The 19327-nt window shown below is 73.4% G+C and carries 18 protein-coding genes; 5 read left to right on the forward strand and 13 right to left on the reverse strand.

The features are described from left to right. Positions 1–43 precede the first annotated feature (43 nt). From IF20_RS14410 to IF20_RS14430, 5 genes are all read right to left on the reverse strand, one after another. Positions 44–952 (reverse strand): ornithine cyclodeaminase family protein, encoded by a 909-nt coding sequence (locus IF20_RS14410; RefSeq protein WP_052865556.1) that lies wholly within the window; start codon positions 950–952, stop codon positions 44–46. Then, the gene (locus IF20_RS37755; protein ID WP_110944165.1) at positions 949–2310 is read right to left on the reverse strand and encodes a nitrilase-related carbon-nitrogen hydrolase; all 1362 of its coding nucleotides are present in this window, start codon (positions 2308–2310) and stop codon (positions 949–951) included. The genes IF20_RS14410 and IF20_RS37755 overlap by 4 nt, the downstream gene beginning before the upstream one ends. Then, entirely contained in the window at positions 2307–3623 is a 1317-nt protein-coding gene (locus IF20_RS14420; RefSeq protein WP_052865557.1) for a pyroglutamyl peptidase, read from the reverse strand. Before IF20_RS14420 ends, IF20_RS37755 begins: the two co-directional genes overlap by 4 nt. A gap of 81 nt (positions 3624–3704) precedes the next feature. Beyond that, positions 3705–4769, reverse strand: coding sequence for an aldose epimerase family protein (locus tag IF20_RS14425; RefSeq protein ID WP_052865558.1), 1065 nt, complete (start codon positions 4767–4769; stop codon positions 3705–3707). 41 nt (positions 4770–4810) lie between these two features. Continuing rightward, complete coding sequence (locus IF20_RS14430; RefSeq protein WP_110944166.1) at positions 4811–5734, reverse strand: SGNH/GDSL hydrolase family protein; 924 nt, start codon at positions 5732–5734, stop codon at positions 4811–4813. A 325-nt stretch (positions 5735–6059) separates the two neighbouring features. On the opposite strand from IF20_RS14430, the gene IF20_RS14435 reads away from it, so the two are divergent. Then, positions 6060–6554: a DUF3145 domain-containing protein gene (locus tag IF20_RS14435; protein WP_030618245.1), complete on the forward strand. Its 495-nt coding sequence runs from the start codon at positions 6060–6062 to the stop codon at positions 6552–6554. Positions 6555–6618: 64 nt separating this feature from the next. Further along, positions 6619–7497 (forward strand): NAD(P)-dependent oxidoreductase, encoded by an 879-nt coding sequence (locus tag IF20_RS14440; protein WP_052865559.1) that lies wholly within the window; start codon positions 6619–6621, stop codon positions 7495–7497. 88 nt (positions 7498–7585) lie between these two features. On the opposite strand, the gene IF20_RS14445 is transcribed toward IF20_RS14440, so the two are convergent. The 5 genes from IF20_RS14445 to IF20_RS14465 form a co-directional block, all read right to left on the reverse strand. Beyond that, the gene (locus IF20_RS14445; protein WP_052865560.1) at positions 7586–8866 is read right to left on the reverse strand and encodes a beta-ketoacyl-[acyl-carrier-protein] synthase family protein; all 1281 of its coding nucleotides are present in this window, start codon (positions 8864–8866) and stop codon (positions 7586–7588) included. Between the two features lie 76 nt (positions 8867–8942). Beyond that, on the reverse strand, positions 8943–9191 hold the full coding sequence (locus IF20_RS14450) for an acyl carrier protein (RefSeq protein ID WP_030618236.1): 249 nt from the start codon (positions 9189–9191) through the stop codon (positions 8943–8945). A 103-nt stretch (positions 9192–9294) separates the two neighbouring features. After that, a complete protein-coding gene (locus IF20_RS14455) occupies positions 9295–10341 on the reverse strand; it encodes a ketoacyl-ACP synthase III (RefSeq protein ID WP_052865561.1) in 1047 nt (348 codons plus the stop codon). Positions 10342–10355: 14 nt separating this feature from the next. After that, positions 10356–11312, reverse strand: a complete 957-nt coding sequence (locus IF20_RS14460; protein WP_052865562.1) for an ACP S-malonyltransferase — start codon at positions 11310–11312, stop codon at positions 10356–10358. Between the two features lie 89 nt (positions 11313–11401). Continuing rightward, entirely contained in the window at positions 11402–12586 is a 1185-nt protein-coding gene (locus tag IF20_RS14465; RefSeq protein WP_052865563.1) for a PucR family transcriptional regulator, read from the reverse strand. Between the two features lie 149 nt (positions 12587–12735). Here IF20_RS14465 and IF20_RS14470 point away from each other — a divergent pair, with 149 nt between their 5' ends. Then, entirely contained in the window at positions 12736–13425 is a 690-nt protein-coding gene (locus IF20_RS14470) for a pirin family protein (protein WP_110944211.1), read from the forward strand. Positions 13426–13505: 80 nt separating this feature from the next. Here IF20_RS14470 and IF20_RS14475 read toward each other — a convergent pair whose 3' ends face one another. Next, positions 13506–14330 (reverse strand): serine hydrolase domain-containing protein, encoded by an 825-nt coding sequence (locus tag IF20_RS14475; protein WP_199896600.1) that lies wholly within the window; start codon positions 14328–14330, stop codon positions 13506–13508. Positions 14331–14509: 179 nt separating this feature from the next. On the opposite strand from IF20_RS14475, the gene IF20_RS14480 reads away from it, so the two are divergent. Both IF20_RS14480 and IF20_RS14485 read left to right on the forward strand, forming a co-directional pair. Continuing rightward, complete coding sequence (locus tag IF20_RS14480; RefSeq protein WP_052865566.1) at positions 14510–14989, forward strand: MerR family transcriptional regulator; 480 nt, start codon at positions 14510–14512, stop codon at positions 14987–14989. A gap of 38 nt (positions 14990–15027) precedes the next feature. Continuing rightward, on the forward strand, positions 15028–16044 hold the full coding sequence (locus tag IF20_RS14485) for an aldo/keto reductase (protein ID WP_052865567.1): 1017 nt from the start codon (positions 15028–15030) through the stop codon (positions 16042–16044). 546 nt (positions 16045–16590) lie between these two features. Here the strand turns inward: IF20_RS14485 and IF20_RS14490 are convergent. Both IF20_RS14490 and IF20_RS14495 read right to left on the reverse strand, forming a co-directional pair. Beyond that, entirely contained in the window at positions 16591–17829 is a 1239-nt protein-coding gene (locus IF20_RS14490; protein WP_052865568.1) for an acyltransferase family protein, read from the reverse strand. 77 nt (positions 17830–17906) lie between these two features. After that, on the reverse strand, positions 17907–19172 hold the full coding sequence (locus IF20_RS14495) for an alpha/beta hydrolase (protein WP_110944167.1): 1266 nt from the start codon (positions 19170–19172) through the stop codon (positions 17907–17909). Positions 19173–19327 lie beyond the last annotated feature (155 nt).

Raw genomic sequence — 19327 nt, forward strand, 5'->3', positions numbered from 1 at the left:
CGGCCCCCGGGCCGCCGGGCGCCCGCCGTCCCCGGAGCGCTCGCTACGCCCGGGGCACCAGCTCCGCCGCCACCGCGACCTCCGTACCGGCCAGCCCCACCGACGAGAACAGGGTGAGTTGGCCGGCGGAGGCGCGGCCCGGCGCCTCGCCCGCCAGCACGGCACCCAGCTCGACCGCGGCGGCCGGGTCGACGAGATGCTCGGGGCCGTACGCGGCGGTCTGCGCCCGGGAGTCCGTGACGATCACGTCGGCGCGCGCGATCAGCTCCGGCGGGATCTCCGAGCCGGTACGCAGCTTGGTGCCCAGGGTGGATATGTGCGTGCCGGGCGCGATCCAGTCGGCCTCCAGTACGGGGGAGCGGCTGGTGGTCGCGGTGATCACGACGTCCTGGCCGCGCACCGCCGCCTCGGCCGTCGGGGCCGCCACCGCGGCGAGCCCCAGCTCCGCGCGGACCCGGGCCACGAACGCCGCCAGCCGGTCCGAACGGCGGGCGAAGACGGTCACCTCGGCCGGCTTCCGTACCTGCGCGAGCGCCCACAGCTGCGCATACGCCTGGGTGCCCGCGCCGATCACCCCCAGCCGGGCCGCTTCGGGCCGGGCCAGCGCGTCCACCGCCACCGCGCCGATCGCGCCCGTACGCCGCGGGCCCAGCTCCTGGCCGTGCACGACAGCGAGCAGCGCGCCCCGGGCGCTGTCCCACACGGCGACCAACTGCTCGCCGCCGCGGGTGTCGTACGCGCGGAAGCCGTGCCGGGCACCGCCGGCATCGGCGCCCGCGGTGAACACCAGGTCGCGGTCGCCCACCGGCGCCGCCAGCCGGGCCGGCGCCGACAGCTCCTTCCGGTGGTGGGCGAGGAGCGCGCGGCGCACCGCCGCCACCGCCGTCCCCGCGTCCAGCCGCGCCCGCACCTCCTCGTCACCGATCAGCAGCGGCGTGGTGTCCCGTGTCATGTGCTCAGCTCCTTCGGGCCGTACAGGCAGTGCTCCGCACCGGTCATCACTGCCCAGTACCGGTCGCCGTACGACCAGTGCCACCACTCCGTGGGGTAGTTGACCAGGCCCGCGCCGGAGAGCGCGGCGCACAGTATCCGGCGGTGCGTACGGGCCTCCGGGCGCAGCCCGGGCGCGTGGGTGTAGCACGCGCCGCCGCTCTCCTCCGGATCGGCGTTCAGCCGCGTCCCCATGTCCAGCTCTGTGCCGTCGGCCGTGGTCAGCAGCACGTCCACCGCACCGCCCGCGCTGTGCGGGGCGATCTCCGGCGGGGAGACGTACCGGCTCGCCGCGTCCCGGAGGCGCGCGGGCGGCCACTCCGGATGCGCGGCCCGCAGCTCGTCGGCGTACTCCTCGAAGTAGCGCCGCTGCAGGGCCAGCGGGCGGTACCCCTCCGCCACCCGCAGCCGCAGGCCGCCGGGCAGCGACTCCTGGGCCCGCAGCAGCCGCTCCACCACGCCCTCCCGCAGGTGCGCGAAGGCGCCCGCCGGGTCCCCCCGGTCCGCCGCGACGAGCAGCTCCGGCGCCGCCGTCCGCACGTCGACCAGCGGCTCACCGCACTCCACGACCGGCACCGCAGCCACCGCCGGGTCCGACATCAGCGTGATCCGCTCCCGCAGGTCGGCGAGGGCCAGCCCGGCCCCGGCGCCCGCGTCGGCGATGCGGCCTGCGGCCGGGGACCACGCGCCGCTGAGCCCGCAGCCGGTGCCCGGGCTGCCCGGGCCGAGGTAGTTGGCCAGTACCACATGCAGGTCGTGCTCCCGGGCGGCCGCCTCGTAGCCCTCGGTCCGCTCCGCCGAGTCGTGGAACGCGCTCGCCACCAGCACCCCGCAGCCGTCCGCGGCGGCCCGCTCCCACACCTCCGGATGCGCGGTGTCGTAGCACGTGGCCAGGGCGATGCGGAGGCCGCCGAGCGTGCACCGGCCGTCCGCGCGGCCCGGCGTGAAGACCGCCTTCTCCGGGCCGTGCAGATGCCGCTTGTCGTAGCGGGTCAGCAGCGCGCCGTCCGGGCCGAAGACGTACGACGTCAGGGCCGTGCCGCCGTCCGCTGCGGGCGCCGGGCAGTTGACCACCGCGGCCGTGCCCGTCGCCCGGCAGGCGGCCCTGACCGGCGCGAGGACCGGGTCGTCGGCGGCGTACGCGTACCGCTCCGGCGCCGCGGCGATGCCGTCCAGCTCATAGCCCGTCAGGGCCAGTTCGGCGAAGGCGACGAGCCGGGCGCCGCGGTCCGCGGCCTCGGTGACCAGGGCGGCCATCCGCGCGGCGTTGGCGGCGGGGTCCAGCGGGACGGGGGCGAACTGCGCTGCTGCGACGATCATTTACCCATCATGCAGCCGCCCACCGACAACCGGCACGACGCGGCCTTCCGCACCAGCTCACGCACCTGGTCGACGATGGCCACCCGGTTGCGGACGAAGGTCGGATCGGTGACCTCGCCGGTCGCCGGGTCGGTGTTCCCGGAACCGAACTCCAGCACCGGGGTGTGCAGGTGGCCGCCGGGCAGGGACGGGGCCACCGCGTCCCGCAGCAGCGTCGCCCGGTAGGCGATCTCGTTGGAGAGGTAGTCACCACCGCCGCCCGCGCGGGCCGTGGACCCCGGCGTCGGGCCGTCCGGGCGCTTCACCGGCGCGGTGCCGCCCGCCGGGATCTCGGTGACCTCCGTATTGTCGACCACCGGGTACGGCCCGGTCGCGCTGCCCGCGAGCGCCGCGTACGGCAGCGTCGTACGCGTCCACTGGGGCTGCGGGTGGACCGTGGGCACGCCGCGCGGGATCGGCACCGTCTCCGTGCGCGACTCCCGGGCGTTGTCCGGGTAGCCGCCCCGCCAGGCACCGTTGGTGCGCTCCACGTCGAAGCGGCCGGGGCGGCCCTGGCTGATCGTGGTGAAGAGATCCACCTGGCGCGGTCCCGGCCGGAAGTGCGGCAGCAGGGTGTGCTCCACCGTGCCCGCGGCGAAGTCCGACCAGCGGACCGGGAAGAGTGCCGTCTCGATCCGCACGGTCCGCCCCGAAGCCGTGCGCACCGTCGTCCCGTCCAGCGCCAGCGCCGCGGCGCCCGAGGGGTTGCTGCGCCGCGGATCGTCGTCCAGCTGGAACGGGTCGAAGCCCGTCACCAGGACGCGCGTGGCCCGCCGGCCCGCCGGGAGGTCGATCGAGTCCTCACCACGGGAGGCGCGTTCCAACGCCCCCGACAGTGCCGCGCGCCGCGCGTCGGAGAGCCCGAAGGACGGCTGCCACTCGCGCAGCGCACGCGTCATCTCCAGCCGCGCCCAGTACAGCGGCCGGTCGTCGTCCCGGCTGAGGTCGCCGCCCGCCGGGCCGCGCCCCTGGACCCGGTCCACGGCCCGCTGCCACAACGCTTGCCCGGCCCGCGCGACGTACCGCCGCGCCGCCCCGTAGGACCGCGTCCCCGCCAGCCCTCGGGCGAACTCCGGCCCGGCGTCGTCGAACCCGCTGCGCCGCAGGATCTCCCGCGGCGCCTCCAGGGCGAGCCGCTGTTCTTCGACGGCGACCGGTGACGGGCCGGCGCCCGGGGCCCGGTCGAGGGCGGCCGCGGGTGCGGTCAGGGCCAGGGGGAGTGCGGTGGTCAGCGCGGCCCCGAGGGCGAGCAGCCTGGTACGTATGCGTCTCATGGGGCGAGTAAAGCCGCCCGGCCCGTATGCCGGTAGGGGGCGACCGACGGCCGCCCCGAAGGCGTGGTCCGTCCCGTACGCCTATTCCGTGCCGAGCGTCTGTTCCGTCCCGAAGGCGTACACCGTCCGCGACCGGAAGACCTGCCCGGGGCGCAGCACCGTGCTCGGGAAGTCGGGCCGGTTGGGCGAGTCGGGGAAGTGCTGCGTCTCCAGGGCCAGGCCGGCGCCCGCCTCGTAGGGGCGGCCGGTGGTGCCCGCGTACGTACCGTCCAGGTGCTCGGCGGTGTAGAGCTGGATGCCCGGCTCCGTCGTGGCCAGCCGTACGACGCGCCCCGAGGAGGGGTCGCTCAGCTCGGCCACCGGACGCGGCTCGGGCGCCGCCTCGGAGGGCGCACCGATCGTCCCGGCGCCGTCCCCCACCACGAACGTGTGGTCGTAGCCGCGGCCGACGGTCCGGCGGGCCCGGAAGTCGAAGCGGGTGCCGGTGACCGGGGCCGGCGGGCCGGCGGGGATGCCCGTCGGGTCCACCGGGAGGTAGTGATCGGCGGCCATCCGGAGGCGGTGGGTCGCCGCGCCGCCGCTGCCGTCACCGCTGAGGTCGAAGTACGTGTGGTTGGTGAGGTTGACGACGGTCGGCGCGTCCGTGGTGGCGCGGTAGTCGCAGGTGAGCTCGCCGGCCTCGGACAGGGTGTACCGGACGCGGACGTCCAGCGCCCCTGGGAAGCCCTCCTCGCCGTCCGGAGCGATCCGCCGCAGCTCCACCCCGCCCGGGTACGGCGCGGCCTCCCACAGGGCCGTGGAGAAGTTCGCGACCCCGCCGTGCAGGCAGTTCGGACCGTCGTTGGCGGGCAGCGAGTACCGCTTCCCTCCGAGGGTGAAGGCGGCGCCCCCGATGCGGTTCGCGTACCGCCCGACCAGCGCACCGAAGTAGGACTCGCCGTGCGCCTCGTACCCGGCGGCGTCCGGGAAGCCGAGGGCGATCTCGCCCCGCTCGCCGTGCCGGTCCGGTGTCTCGATGCTCTGCACGATCCCGCCGTACGTCAGGATCCGTACCCGGACTGCGCCGGCTTCGAGTGTCCAGCGGTGGACGATACTGCCGTTTTTCAAGGTGCCGAAGGGCTCTTCGGCGACGTGCGTCGCGCTCATGTCATGACCCTATGCCCGCACGCGGTGGCCGGAACGCCGGGTCAGCTCCGGCCCTCGGCGCGGGTGACGGTGCGGTAGGCCATCTCGGCCAGTTCCCGCTGACCGCGTTTGCTGGGGTGGAACCAGTCCCATTCGCTCAACTCCCGACCGGTGAAGCGGTAGTCGAAGACCGCCTGGTCGAACCGGCAGCGGCGGTCGGTCTCGCACACCTCGCGCAGCGCCTCGTTGTACGCCACCACCTGGTCCCGTACCTCGGCTCTTCGGTTGTTCGCGGTGGACGAGAGGTCGTCGGCGTCGCGCAGCATCGACTGGCAGATGCCGAGCTGCCACACCTGCTTGCCCACCGGGTTCTGCCGGCCCTGTGACCAGAGGCGCAGCAGATCGGGTACCGCGGCGACGTAGACCTGCGTCGTGGGGAGCGCCTTGCGCAGCTTCTGAAGGGACGTCCGGAAACCGGCGCGGAAATCGGCCGTCGACGTCATGGCGGAGGCGTTGTTGCGGCAGGCGTCGTTGGCTCCGACCAGGATCGTGACAAGTTCGGGTTTGTGCGGAATCGCTCGGTCGATCTGGCGCGGCAGATCGACCATGAGCGCTCCGGTGCGCGCAAAGTTCCAGGTGTGTCCGGACGGGTTCGCGACCAGGCGGCTCGCCAGGCTGTGCACCGCGGGGTCGGTGCCTGTGGCCCATGAGGCGGCGGTGCAGTCGGCGAGCAGTCCGCAGGCGTCGAAGCCTGCCGTTATCGAGTCACCGAGCGCGGCCACGGAGTCCGGACGGGTGTCCCAAACCGGTGTGGGGGACGGGTGCGGACGGGCCGATTCCGTGCGCCCGTGCGCGCTCGGGGAGTTGTCGCCGCCGGCCCCGGAACCGCAGGCCGGGACGGTGAGGAGCAGCGCGGCCGCGAGCGCCGCGGGCAGCGTTACCGGCCGCCGGCGGGGGCGTCCGGCGGCCCGGTCGATCTTTGCCATCCCCTGTCCCCGTCCGACGTGCGAGTGATATCTCTTCCGTGAGCGACGGTACGTCACTCCTCTGCGGTCACAGCGCGGTAGCTTTGCCCCGTGGCCGTCGGGCGGCGACACGAAGGAGTAGCGCACTCCGTACGAACAAATTACAACACGTCATTTCCTGTCCCTTTTGTGGCGAATTGAGCCCCATGGTGTTTACTGTAGGTAACCTTGCGTGCTGGTGCCGAAGTGATCATTGGGGCAGAATGTCAGCAGCTGTCCCGGCCGCGACCGGAACGGGCACGAGGCCGCTGGGGAAGGCGAACCTCGAACCGTACTGGAGGTCCCGGTGACGACACGTGGAGTTCTGTACGTCCACTCCGCTCCGCGCGCGCTGTGCCCGCACGTCGAATGGGCCGTCGCGGGCGTCCTCGGCGTGCGCGTCAATCTCGACTGGATCCGCCAGCCCGCCTCACCCGGCACCTGGCGCGCCGAGTTCTCCTGGCAGGGCGAGTCCGGCACGGCCTCCAAACTCGCCTCCGCGCTGCGCGGCTGGCACCTCCTGCGCTTCGAGGTGACCGCCGAGCCGTGCGCGGCCGCTGAGGGTGAGCGCTACAGCTCCACCCCCGACCTGGGCATCTTCCACGCCGTCACGGGAATCCACGGCGACATCCTGATCCCCGAGGACCGGCTGCGGGCCGCACTGGCCCGCTCGGCGCGCGGCGAGACCGACCTGGAGGCCGAGGTCGCCAAGCTCCTCGGCAAGCCTTGGGACGACGAGTTGGAGCCCTTCCGGTACGCGGGTGAGGGCGCGCCGGTCCGCTGGCTGCACCAGGTCGTCTGACCGCCGCCCCGGACGGGCCGCGCGTCGTTGTCTTCGAGTGCGCTCGAACGCCTAGCGTGCCCCTATGGCTGACAACACCTCAGTGGCAGTGCTGGGCACCGGAATCATGGGCGCGGCGATGGCCCGCAACCTCGCGCGGGCCGGCCTGGACGTCCGGGTGTGGAACCGCACCCGCGCCAAGGCCGAACCGCTCGCCGAGGACGGCGCACGCGTCACCGACACCCCCGCCGAGGCCGTGGACGGCACCGACGTCGTCCTGACGATGCTGCACGACGGCCCGGCGGCGCTGGAGACGCTGCGCGCCGCCGGTACGGCGCTGAGCCCCGGCACGGTCTGGGCGCAGAGCACCACCGCCGGCATCGAAGCCCTCGGCGAGCTCGCGCGGTTCGCCCAGGAGCACGGCCTGGTCTTCGTCGACGCACCCATGCTGGGCACCAAGGCGCCCGCCGAGGCCGGGCAGCTGGTCGTCCTCGCGGCCGGGCCGGGCGCCGCACGGGAGCTGCTCGCGCCGGTCTTCGAAGCGGTCGGCAGCCGTACGGTCTGGGTCGGCGAGAACGGTGACGAGGGCGCCGCCACCCGCCTGAAGCTCGTCATCAACAGCTGGGTGCTCACCGTCACCCACGGCGCGGCCGAGGCGATGGCCCTCGCCAAGGGGCTCGGCGTCGCCCCGCAGGAGTTCTTGGACGCCGTCGCCGGCGGCCCGCTGGACATGGGCTACCTGCGCGCCAAGACCCAGGCACTGGTGGACGGCGACCTCGCGCCCAGCTTCCAGACCCGCACGGCCGAGAAGGACGCCCGGCTCATCGTCGAGGCCGGCAAGGCGGCCGGCGTCCGGCTGGACGTCCAGGCCGCGGGCGCGGAGCGCTTCCGCCGCGCCACGGAACAGGGCCACGGCGACGAGGACATGGCCGCGTCGTACTTCGCGAGCTTCGACGAGAAGTAGGACGTTCCCGGCGCAGCACACGATGAGGCCCGCCCCGGATCACCCGGGGCGGGCCTCATCACGTACGACATCACGTACGACGCGTGCTTCAGACCGTACGGAAGGCCAGGACCACGTTGTGGCCGCCGAAGCCGAACGAGTTGTTGATCGCCGCCACGCTGCCCTCCGGCAGCTTCCGCGGCTCGCCGCGCACGATGTCCGCGTCGATCTCCTCGTCGAGGTTGTCGACGTTGATGGTCGGCGGGGCCTGGCGGTGGTACAGCGCGAGGACCGTCGCGACCGTCTCGATGCCGCCCGCGCCGCCCAGCAGGTGACCGGTCATCGACTTCGTCGCGGAGATCGCGATGTGGTCGACCTCGTCGCCCAGCACCCGGCGCAGCGCCTTGATCTCGGCGATGTCGCCCAGCGGCGTCGACGTGGCGTGTGCGTTGAGGTGCACCAGCTCGGCCGGCTTGAGGTCGGTGTCGTCCAGCAGGTTCTGGACGGCCGCCGCGATGCCCCGGCCGGTCGGCTCGGGCTGCGCGATGTGGTGGCTGTCGGCGGACAGGCCCTGGCCCAGCGCCTCGCAGTACACCTTGGCGCCGCGCTTCGCGGCGTGCTCGGCCGACTCCAGGATCACCACGCCGGCACCCTCACCGAGGACGAAGCCGTCCCGGGCGGTGTCGTACGGGCGGGACGCCTTGGTCGGCTCGTCGTTGTTCTTCGACATCGCCATCATGTTGGCGAAGGCGACGAGGGGCAGCGGGTGGATCGCCGCCTCCGTGCCGCCCGCGACGACCACGTCGGCACGGCCGGTGCGGATCATCTCGATGGCGTACCCGATGGCCTCGGCGCCGGAGGCGCAGGCGCTCACCGGGGTGTGCACGCCGGCCTGCGCGCCGACCTCCAGGCCGACGTTGGCGGACGGGCTGTTGGGCATGAGCATGGGCACGGTGTGCGGGGACACGCGGCGTACGCCCTTGTCCTTCAGCACGTCGTACTGGTCGAGCAGGGTGGTCACGCCGCCGATGCCGGAGGCGATCACGGTACCCAGGCGCTCGGGCGCGATGACGGCCGAACCGTCGTCGGTGGTGTCCTCACCGGCCGGGCCGGTGAAACCGGCGTCGGCCCACGCCTCGCGCGCGGCGATCAGCGCGAACTGCGCCGAGCGGTCCAGCTTGCGGGCGACGGGACGGGGGAGGACCTCGCCCGGGTCGACGGCCGCGGTGGCGGCCATCCGGACGGGCAGGTCGGCGAAGCGTTCGTCTTCCAGGGGCCGCACGCCGGAACGGCCCGCCAGCAGACCTTCCCAGGTCGAAGCGGTGTCGCCACCCAGCGGTGTGGTTGCGCCGATACCGGTGACGACCACGGTGCGATTGGTCGCGTTCACGGAAATTCTTGTCTCCACAGGTAGAGGGGTCGAGAATCGACGGCGCCACCGCGGGGTGGCGACATGCGGGGCTGGGTCAGCCCTGGTGCTCGAGGATGTACTTGGTGGCGTCGCCGACCGTCTTGAGGTTCTTGACGTCGTCGTCGGGGATCTTGACGTCGAAGCGCTCCTCGGCGGCGACGACGACCTCGACCATGGACAGCGAGTCGACGTCCAGGTCGTCGGTGAAGGACTTGTCCAGCTGGACGTCCTCAACGGGGATGCCGGCGATTTCGTTGACGATCTCCGCGAGACCCTTGACGATCTCGTCCTGAGTGGCGGCCATGATGGCGCTCCTTCGGTGTTTTTCGAGTGAAACTGTTGCTTTGCGGTGAAGTTCCGTACAGCGGTCGGAACGTCCGGGGACGTCGGCGCTGCGTAGATCTTGCCTAGGGGAGAGTAACGACCGTGGCGGCGTACACGAGACCCGCCCCGAACCCGATGACGAGCGCGGTGTCGCCGCTCTTGGCCTGACCGGTCGCCAGCAGCCGCTCCATCGCGAGCGGAATCGAGGCGGCCGAGGTGTTGCCGGTGGTCTCCACGTCACGGGCGACCGTGACCGACTCGGGCAGCTTGAGCGTCTTCACCATCGAGTCGATGATCCGCATGTTGGCCTGGTGCGGGATGAAGACGTCCAGGTCCTCCGGGGCGACGCCGGCCACGTCCAGGGCTTCCTGGGCGACCTTGGCCATCTCGAAGACCGCCCAGCGGAAGACCGCCTGGCCCTCCTGGGTGATCGCCGGGTAGCGGATCTCCTCCAGGGCCAGCTGGTCGCCGGGGCCGTCGCCGCCGGGCACCGGGGTGCGGCGGTAGACGTCCCAGCCCAGGGTCTGCTTGATCGTCTCGGACTTGTCGCCCTCCGAGCCCCAGATCGTCGGGCCGATCGCCGGCTCCTGCGCCGGGCCCACGACCACGGCGCCCGCGCCGTCACCGAAGAGGAACGCCGTCGCGCGGTCCTCCAGGTCGGTCAGGTCCGACAGCCGCTCCACGCCGATGACCAGCACGTATTCGGCCGAACCCTCGGTGACCATGCCCTTGGCCAGGGTCAGGCCGTACCCGAAGCCCGCGCAGCCGGCGGAGATGTCGAACGCGGCCGGCTTGCCGGCGCCGATACGGTGCGCGATCTCCGTGGCCACGGCCGGGGTCTGCTTGAAGTGCGAGACCGTCGAGACGATCACGCCGCCGATCTGCTCCGGCGTGATGCCCGCGTCGGCGATCGCCTTGCCCGACGCCTCCACCGACATCGCCGCGACGGTCTCCTCCGGGCCCGCCCAGTGACGCGTGGCGATGCCCGAGCGCGACCGGATCCATTCGTCGGAGGAGTCGATGTACTTGAGGATCTCCTCGTTCGGCACCACACGGGTCGGGCGGTAGCCGCCCACGCCCATGATGCGCGCGTACGGGGCGCCCTGCGCGGGCTTGATCTTCGAGGTCATGCTCTTCGGTCTCCTTATCCGGCCGAGTTCTCGGCAGCGGGAGAAGCGTGCTCGGCGATCAGCTCACGGGCCGCGTCGAGGTCCTCCGGCGTCTTCAGCGCGAGGGTCTTCACACCCGGCAGCGCGCGCTTGGCCAGGCCCACGAGGGTCCCGCCGGGGGCCGCCTCGATCAGCGCGGTGACGCCCAGCTCCTTGAAGGTCTCCATGCACAGGTCCCAGCGCACCGGGTTGGCCACCTGGCCCACCAGCCGCTGCACGACCTCCTGGCCCGAGGCGACGGCCGCGCCGTCCTTGTTCGAGACGTACCGGGTGTGCGGGTCGGCGGCGGACAGCTCCGCCACCGCGGCCTCCAGGGCCGAGACGGCCGGGGCCATGTGGACCGTGTGGAACGCGCCGGCCACCTTCAGCGGGACGACCCGCCGGGTGCCCTCCGGCTTGTCCTCGGCCAGCGCGGCCAGCTGCTCGGCGGTGCCGGCGGCCACGATCTGGCCCGCGCCGTTCACGTTCGCGGGGGTCAGGCCCAGCTTCTCCAGGTGCGGCAGCACGACGTCCTGCTCGCCGCCCAACAGGGCCGACATGCCGGTCTCGGTGACGGCCGCGGCCTCGGCCATGGCCAGACCGCGCTTGCGCACGAGAGCCAGCGCGGCCTCGTCCGACAGCACGCCGGTCAGCGCGGCGGCGGCGAGCTCACCGACGCTGTGGCCGGCGGCGGCGCCGACGCGGGCTGTGAGGTCCGCCGGCGACGTGAACAGCTGCCGCGCGGAGATCAGCGCGGACGCGACCAGCAGCGGCTGGGCGACGGCGGTGTCGCGGATCTCCTCCGCGTCCGCCTGCGTGCCGTAGTGGACCAGGTCCAGGCCGATGGCGTCGGACCAGGCACGGAGCCGGTCCTCGACACCGGGAAGGTCGAGCCAGGGGGTCAGGAAGCCGGGCGTCTGAGCGCCTTGGCCGGGAGCGACGAGTACGAGCACCCTCACACTCTCTCTTGTGGGAGGTCCCGCCCGCCCGTGGGGACAGGGACGAAGAACCATCGGGGTAATTGTTGGTGTCCGACAAAAGCTTAGGGCTGCGCCTCACCGTCTGCCAGGCGCCCCAGGATGAGGGCGATACGCAAGGTGAACGCCGAGCGGACGTCGGAGGGCGACCATCCGGTGACGTCCGTCACACGTCGCAGCCGGTAGCGGACGGTGTTGGGATGCACGAAGAGCATCCGCGCCGCCCCCTCCAGGCTGCTCGCCTGCTCCAGATAGACGCTCAGCGTCTCCAGAAGGGCGCTGCCCGCCTCCTCCAGCGGTCTGTAGATCTCCTCCACCAGCTGGTCACGCGCCGCCGGGTCCCCGGCCATCGCGCGCTCCGGTAGCAGGTCGTCGGCCAGCACCGGCCGCGGCGCGTCCGGCCAGGCCGCACACGCCTTCAGGCCCGCCGCGGCGGCCTGCGCGGACCGTGTCGCCGCCAGCAGGTCCGAGACCACCGGGCCCGCCACCACCGGACCCGCGGCGAACGGCCCGATCAGCGCCTTCGCCGCCTTCAGCGGCTCGTCCGAACCACCCGCGATCACCACCAGCCGCTGCCCCAGCACGCCCGTCAGCACCTGCAGCTTCGCGTGCCGCGCCGCCCGCCGGATCGCCTCCACCGTCAGCTCGCTGTCCCCGTCCGGCGCCGTACCCAGCACAACGGCCACGTGCTCGGGGGAGTTCCAGCCCAGCGCCGCGGCCCGGGACACCGCGCCCTCATCCGCCTCGCCGGACAGCACCGCGTTGACCACCAGCGACTCCAGCCGCGCGTCCCACGCGCCGCGCGCCTCCGCCGCCTGCGCGTACACCTGCGCCGTCGCGAAGGCGATCTCCCGCGCGTACACCAGCAGCGCCTCGCGCAGCACCGACTCGTCACCCGGAGCGGCGACGTCGTCGATCGCGGTCTCCATGACCTCGATCGTGGTGCGCACCATCTCCACGGTCTGCCGCAGCGTGATCGCCCGGGTCAGCTCGCGCGGCGCCGTGCCGAAGACGTCCGTGGAGATCGCCTGCGGCGTCTCGGGATGCCGGAACCACTCCGTGAAGGCCGCGATGCCCGCCTGCGCCACCAGACCGATCCACGACCGGTTCTCCGGCGGCATCGCCCGGTACCACGGCAGCGTCTCGTCCATGCGGGCGATGGCATGGGCCGCGAGCTTGCCGGAGGACTTCTCCAGCCGGCGGAGGGTCGCGGAGTGCGGGTGGGCGTCGTGCGATGCGGGTTCAGACACGGGGACAAGCCTGCCTCATCGGGGCGGGGTGATGGCGCGGTGGGGCTACGGTGGCCGAATGCTGTGTTGCCCCGGGGGACGACCCCCGGACCCCCGGCAGGGGGTCTTGAGGGCCTGACCGAAGCGGAATCGGAGGCGAAATTCCGGTGATCGAGGTGCGCAGAGCCCACGAGCGCTACCCGGGCGGGGACCCGCAGGCCGGCGTCGAGACCCGCCACGCCTTCTCCTTCGGCCACCACTACGACCCGGACAACATCAGGTTCGGCGCGCTGATCGCGTGCAACGAGGAGCGGCTGGCGCCCGGCGCCGGCTTCGACGAACACCCGCACAGCCACACCGAGATCGTCACCTGGGTCGTCGAGGGAGAGCTGACCCACCGCGACACCACGGGACACGAGACCCTCGTACGGCCCGGCGACGTCCAGCGGCTCAGCTCCGCCCGCGGCGTACGGCACGTGGAGCGCAACAACGGCACGGAACCGCTGCGCTTCGTCCAGATGTGGCTGGCACCCAGGGAGCCCGGCGGCGAACCGGACTACGACGTGGTGCGCGGGATCGCCGACAACACCCCGTACGCCGTGCCGCGCGCCGACGCGATGCTGCACGTACGGCGGCTCGCGGCGGGCGACCGGACGGCCGTACCGGACGGCGCCCGGGTCTACGTCCACGTCGTACGCGGGGCCGCACGTCTCGGCGACGCGGTCACCGACGGCGGTCAGGCGCTGCTGGAGACGGGCGACGCGGCCCGCGTCACCGACGCCGAAGGGCTGGAACTGACCGCCGAGTGCACCGCGGAATGCCTGATCTGGGAGATGCCGGCGGAACCGACGTACGGCTGACCACCGGGGGCGGGGCCGGCGTACGGCTTCTCCCGGATACGGCGGGTGCGGCGGATGCGGCCGGGGCCGGGCGGCCGGTCTCAGCCGGCCCGCAGGTCCGCCAGCACCGCGTCCGTGAAGGGCGGCCACGCCTCGATCGCCCACGGCCCGAACGCCCGGTCCGCGAGCGCGGCACACGCGGCGCCCGCCTCCGGGTCCACCCACAGGAACGTGCCGGCCTGCCCGAAGTGCCCGAACGTACGCGGCGAGGACCCCGCACCCGTCCAGTGCGGCGCCTTCCCGTCCCGGATCTCGAAACCCAGCCCCCAGTCGTTCGGCTTCTGGTTGCCGTACCCCGGCAGCACGCCCGACAGCCCGGGGAAGACCACCGACGTCGCCTCCGCCAGCGTCTCGCGCGCCAGCAGCCGCGGCGCCAGCAGCTCCGCTCCGAACCGCGCCAGGTCGGCGGCGGTCGACACGGCGTCCTTCGCCGGCGAACCACCCACCGGCAGCTCCGTCGCCGTCATGCCCAGCGGATCGAGCACGGCCTCCTTCAGGTACTGCGGGAAGGGAATGTCGGTCGCCTTGGCCAGGTGCTCGCCCAGCGCCTCGAAACCGGCGTTGGAGTAGATCCGCCGGGCCCCCGGCTGCGCCATGATCCGGTCCTCGTCGAACGCCAGGCCCGACGTGTGCGCCAGCAGGTGCCGGACCGTCGCGCCCGCCGGGCCCGCTGGCTCGTCCAGCTCGATCGCGCCTTCCTCGATCGCGAGGAGCGCGGCGTAGGCGGCCAGCGGCTTGGTCACGGAGGCGAGCGCGAAACGGTGCTCCTGCGGCCCGTGCGACCCGGCCACCGTGCCGTCCGCTCGTACGACCACGGCCGCAGCAGTGTCCACCGGCCAGTTCTCGATCATCCGCAGGCTCTCCATGGCCCCGAGCCTAAGCGATGCCGTTGCCGGCCCCGGCCGGCGTCCCCCGGCGTACCCGCACCGCCCCCGACCGGGCACCTTCGGCCAAAGATTGCGCCAAGTCTGCGCTTGCTTGGAGTGCACTCCAGGTCTCTAGCGTTGACGACGTCGTGAGGAAAACGGCGAACGGGAGAGACAGCATGCCGGTGATGGAGAGCGCCCCGGTCACGCCTCGGGCGAGGCCGCGCAACTGTGCCGGCCTGCGGGTCGGCCCGCGACGGCCGGACGGCCGGGACCAGTACACGATCAGCGAGGTCGTCGAGTTCACCGGACTCAGCGCCCACACGCTGCGCTGGTACGAGCGGATCGGGCTGATGCCGCACGTCGACCGCACGCACACCGGCCAGCGCCGCTTCACCAACCGCGACCTGGACTGGCTGGACCTGGTGAGCAAGTTGCGGCTGACCGGCATGCCGGTCGCCGACATGGTCCGCTACGCCGAACTGGTCCGCGAGGGCCCCCAGACCTTCCCCGAACGGGAGGAACTGCTCACCGCGCACCGCGAGGACGTACGGCGCCGGATCGACGAACTCCGCAGCACGCTGGACGTCCTGGACTACAAGATCGACCTGTACGCCGACGCACGCCGGGCGGCGGAACGGGAGCACGAGCGTGGTTGAGCGCCGTGCAAGAGCCCGGCGATGAGGGAGCGGGAAAGATGACAGAGAAGATCGCGACCGTCGAGCTGGGCACGGGCGGACCGCGCGTCGGCGTCCAGGGCCTCGGCTGCATGGGCATGAGCTGGGCCTACGGCCCCGGTGCCGAGGCCGGGGAGGCCCGCGCGACGCTGGAGCACGCGCTCGACTTGGGCGTCACGCTGTACGACACCGCCGACGTCTACGGCGACGGCGAGAACGAGAAGCTCATCGCGCCCTTCATCCAGGCGCACCGCGACGAGGTCGTGCTGGCCACGAAGTTCGCGATCGTCGCGGACCCCAGCGACCCGTACAAGCGCGGCGTCCGCAACGACCGCCCCTACATCCGGCAGTCGGTCGAGGGCAGCCTGCGACGCCTCGGCGTCGACACGATCGACCTGCACTACATGCACCGCCGCGACGTGCGCGTCCCCATCGAGGAGACGGTCGGTGCGATGGCCGAACTGGTCGCCGAGGGCAAGGTCAAGCACCTCGGCCTCAGCGAGGTCACGGGCGAGGAACTGCGGGCGGCCCACGGCGTGCACCCGATCGCCGCGGTGCAGTCGGAGTGGTCACTGTTCAGCCGGGACGTCGAGGCCGGCGTGGTGCCGGCCGCCGCGGAGCTGGGCGTCGGCTTCGTGCCGTACTCGCCGCTCGGCCGCGGCTTCCTGACCGGCTCGTTCGTCAGCGCCGACAAGGAACTGACCGAGGACGACTTCCGCCGCACGCAGCCGCGTTTCACGGGTGACAACGCGGCCGCCAACGCGGTTCTGCTGGCGCCCGTACGGGAGATCGCGGAGGCGCGTGGTGTGACGCCGGGGCAGGTGGCGCTGGCGTGGGTGCAGCAGCAGGCCGCCGTGCATGACCTGGCGGTCGTGCCGATTCCGGGTACGCGGCGTGCCGAGCGTGTCACGGAGAACGCTGCCGCGGTGGGCCTCCGGCTGACCTCCGACGAACTCGCCCGGCTGGAGCCGATCGCCGCGGGGGTCGCGGGCGACCGGTACGCCGACATGGCATTCACGTCGGCGGGACGGGAGTAGGGCCCGCAGTTGACCCATTGAGCACCTGCACCGGGCCGACGGGCTCAGCCCGCACGAACCTTCTTCCTGACCACCGACGGGAGGGGACGGGCCGCAGCGGGTGGGGTACCGGACGTAAAGCGAAGCAGTCCGGTACCCCACCCGCGGAGGTCCGGCACCGTGACGTCACGCCCCGCGCAGCGGTATCGCTCGCCGCAGGCGCAACGGTGCCGCACCCGGCAACGGACGTGCGGTCCCGCGGTATCGCCCGCCGCAGGCGGTTCGCTGCCGCGGGGGTGCCCGAACGTCGCCGGGGGCCCGAACGTCGCCCGGGGGTGCCCGAACGTTGCCGGGTGCCCCGCCGTTACGGCGGATTCCGCTGCGCGGGGCTTGGCGCTGCGGGGTCGGTCCTCCGCGGCAGGGGGTCCGGACTGCTTCGCTTTACGTCCGGACCCCCTACCGCTGCGGCCCGCCCCCTCCCGCCGGTGGTGGGTGGAAAAGACCGGGTGCGGCCGAGGTTTGGGTGCGGGGGTGGGGGCCTACTGGTGCTGTGGGGGAGGGCCCCACTCAGCCCATACCCAGGGCGAAGAGGGCGAAGCCGGCGGCGAGGGTCGCGGCGGTGGCGCGGAGGGCGCGGCCCACGCCCCACGGGGCCTCGAAACGGCGGGTGAGAGCGCCGATGCCCGACAGGAGCAGGGCGAAGAGCGGCAGCCAGGCGAGGCGCATCAGCAGCCAGGCCGGGGAGTCGGGCGACGTGGTCAGGCCGGGGACCGGACCGAAGGACGCGGACGGGACGGCCGCCATGAGCATGGCGGTCTGGTGCCAGCAGAAGATGGTCATCGCGCAGAGGTTGATCACGACCACCGGAGCCCAGAGCGCCGGACGGCGCAGGAGCGTGGCGATGCGGTCGCGGAGGAGGACCGCGGCGCCGCACTGGGCCGCTGCGAGGGCGAGGACCAGGAGCGACGGCGGGTGCGAGTTGGTTCGGGTCGCGCCGGGTACGCCGACCATGCTCGCGGGGTAGTGGAAGAGCAGGAGCAGGGCGGTGAAGAGGACCGTACCGCCGGTCAGCAGCGTCCACGCCGCGCGCCGGCCGAGTCGGCGCTCGCCCCAGGACACGCCGAGCTGGTACGCGAAGAGCCAGCCGGGAAGCAGGTTGAGCAGCGCGAGCCAGGACGGTACGGCCGCCGCGTACGGGCCGTAGCGCAGGAAGTCGACCACCGCGACGGACGCGAGGAGAGGCGCCGCGGCCCACGGCCCGAGCCGCCGCGCGGCCCGCACGCAGTACGGGGTGAGCGCGGTGACCCCGGCGTACACACCCACGAACCACAGCGGCTGCACGACCAGCGTCGAGCCCGTGTGCAGCGTCGCCTCGGGCACGCCCGTCGTGGACAGCACCCCGATGAGCAGCGCCCATACGGCCGTCACGGCGAGTACCGGGCGGCCCAGGCGGGCGAGTCGGCCGCCCAGCCAGCGTGCGGTGGACTCCCCGCGCTCGGTCGCGCGCCGGTGGGAGAGGACGGAGGAGTAGCCGCCCACCAGGAAGAAGATCCCGAGCAACTGGAGGAACCAGCTTGCCGGTGCGAAGAAGCCGAGGGTCGACAGCGGGCTGGCGTTGTGCAGCCCGCCGTCGGCGTCCAGGGTGAATCCGCCGACCATCCAGTGCCCGGTCGGCACGGCCAGCAGCGCCAGCGCCCGCAGCCCGTCGATCGCGCGGTCGCGGTGGATGGGGGTGCGGTCGTCGATGGTGCGGACCGCGCGGCCTGCCTTGCGCAGCAGGGTGTGCCGAGGGAACGCGAGAGACATGTCGGGTCCTTGAGTGAGGAGGCGCGCGCCCCGCGCGCGGGGCGACGGCGTGCTCGGCGCACGCCCGTGGTGGGCGCTCAGCGCACGTCGGCGTAGCGGCCGAGCACGATGGCGGCGAAGCCGGCCAGGGAGTCGGTGCCGGGGACGAGGTAGCCGGTGTGGCCCTCGGCGCGGTCCGCGGCGACGCGGCGCGCGCCGAACGCGGGGTCGGTGGGGTCGGCGCCGTGGCCGAGGCCCAGCAGCTCGACGTTCGGGATGTCGGCGATCCAGTCGGAGGCATCCCGTGCCGCCCATACGTGCCCGCCGGCGTGCAGGTCGGCGGCGCGTTCCGTACGGGTGCCGGGCGAGCCGAAGAGGATGACGTCGCCGACCGCGGGCCGGCCGGCACGTGGCGCCGCCAGGCCGCAGACGACCGAGCCGTAGCTGTGGCAGAGCAGCGCGGGTGCGGGGGCGCCGGTCGCGGCCAGTCCCGTCAGCAGCCGGGCGAGTCGTGGGGCGCCGGCCTCGGCGAGCCGTCCGGTGGCGGCGTCCGGGCCGAGGCCGACCGGGGTGGTGTAGCCGGCCCAGGCGATCACGGCCGTGGGCACGTGCGGCGCGTCGGCGGTCAGCCGGGCCTGGAGGGAGACCGCCATGCCGGTCGGCGTGCCGTACCGGTCCCGCTCGCGGTCGAAGGTGGTGAGGTCGATGTCGGAGCCGGGCACCACCACCGCCGTGTGCCGGGCCGCTTCGAGATCCCCGTACACCTCGGCGACCTGCCCCCGGCCGCGCGGGTCGAAGAAGAGGATCTGCCGGCCGGGGGAGAGGAGTGCGGTGTATCGGGCGGCCAGCGCGCTGGCCCGGGCGCGGTCCTCGGCGGGGCGGGACGGGTCGTTCGCGCGGGCGTCCTGGCGGGCGCGTTCGGCTCGCAGGGCGCGGGCATTCGCGCGGTAGCGCAGCTGTACGGGGGCGCCGTCCAAGGTGCCGACGGTCAGCGGGTGATGGTCGGCGAGCCGACGCTGCTCCGCTTCGGTCAGCCCCGCGAAGAAGCGGGTCACGGTGGTGGGGGTGGCGGTCGCCGGGTCGGGCAGGGGGCGGCCGAGCGTGTGGTCGGCGCGCCAGGCGGCGGCGCCCGGAGCCGGCCCGGTGACGGCGGTCTGCTCCGAGCCGGCCGCCCAGCCCCCGGTACCGGCGACGAGCGCGGCGGCCACGGCGAGGGCGGCGATCCCGCGGCGGCGCCGGCGGCGACTCCGGGGCCGGGCTCCGGTGCTCTTGGTGCCGTCAGCGGCGGCAGCGGTGCCGTCTGTGGTCCCGGCGCCGTCGGCGGTGCGCGGCTCTGCGGTACGGGGCGGAGTGCGCAGCGGCATCGTTCGGTCTCCCTCTCCAGGTGGTGTGGCGGAGGGAAACGTAGGAAGGGGGTGCCCGGCGCGGCGTCACACCGCGGGGCCAAGTGGCGGGTGCTACCGGGGTATCGGGTTCTCGTCCGGACGGAGGAGAAGGCGGTGCCGCGCTTTGCAGCTCC

The organism is Streptomyces niger (genome assembly GCF_000718305.1).
Classification (GTDB): domain Bacteria; phylum Actinomycetota; class Actinomycetes; order Streptomycetales; family Streptomycetaceae; genus Streptomyces; species Streptomyces niger.

Excerpts from the sequence above, each read along its gene's own strand:
- IF20_RS14410 (WP_052865556.1), bottom strand. The coding sequence starts at position 952 with ATGACACGGGACACCACGCCGCTGCTGATCGGTGACGAGGAGGTGCGG.
- IF20_RS37755 (WP_110944165.1), bottom strand. The coding sequence starts at position 2,310 with ATGATCGTCGCAGCAGCGCAGTTCGCCCCCGTCCCGCTGGACCCCGCC.
- IF20_RS14420 (WP_052865557.1), bottom strand. The coding sequence starts at position 3,623 with ATGAGACGCATACGTACCAGGCTGCTCGCCCTCGGGGCCGCGCTGACC.
- IF20_RS14425 (WP_052865558.1), bottom strand. The coding sequence starts at position 4,769 with ATGAGCGCGACGCACGTCGCCGAAGAGCCCTTCGGCACCTTGAAAAAC.
- IF20_RS14430 (WP_110944166.1), bottom strand. The coding sequence starts at position 5,734 with ATGGCAAAGATCGACCGGGCCGCCGGACGCCCCCGCCGGCGGCCGGTA.
- IF20_RS14440 (WP_052865559.1), top strand. The coding sequence starts at position 6,619 with ATGGCTGACAACACCTCAGTGGCAGTGCTGGGCACCGGAATCATGGGC.
- IF20_RS14450 (WP_030618236.1), bottom strand. The coding sequence starts at position 9,191 with ATGGCCGCCACTCAGGACGAGATCGTCAAGGGTCTCGCGGAGATCGTC.
- IF20_RS14455 (WP_052865561.1), bottom strand. The coding sequence starts at position 10,341 with ATGACCTCGAAGATCAAGCCCGCGCAGGGCGCCCCGTACGCGCGCATC.
- IF20_RS14475 (WP_199896600.1), bottom strand. The coding sequence starts at position 14,330 with ATGGAGAGCCTGCGGATGATCGAGAACTGGCCGGTGGACACTGCTGCG.
- IF20_RS14480 (WP_052865566.1), top strand. The coding sequence starts at position 14,510 with ATGCCGGTGATGGAGAGCGCCCCGGTCACGCCTCGGGCGAGGCCGCGC.
- IF20_RS14485 (WP_052865567.1), top strand. The coding sequence starts at position 15,028 with ATGACAGAGAAGATCGCGACCGTCGAGCTGGGCACGGGCGGACCGCGC.
- IF20_RS14490 (WP_052865568.1), bottom strand. The coding sequence starts at position 17,829 with ATGTCTCTCGCGTTCCCTCGGCACACCCTGCTGCGCAAGGCAGGCCGC.
- IF20_RS14495 (WP_110944167.1), bottom strand. The coding sequence starts at position 19,172 with ATGCCGCTGCGCACTCCGCCCCGTACCGCAGAGCCGCGCACCGCCGAC.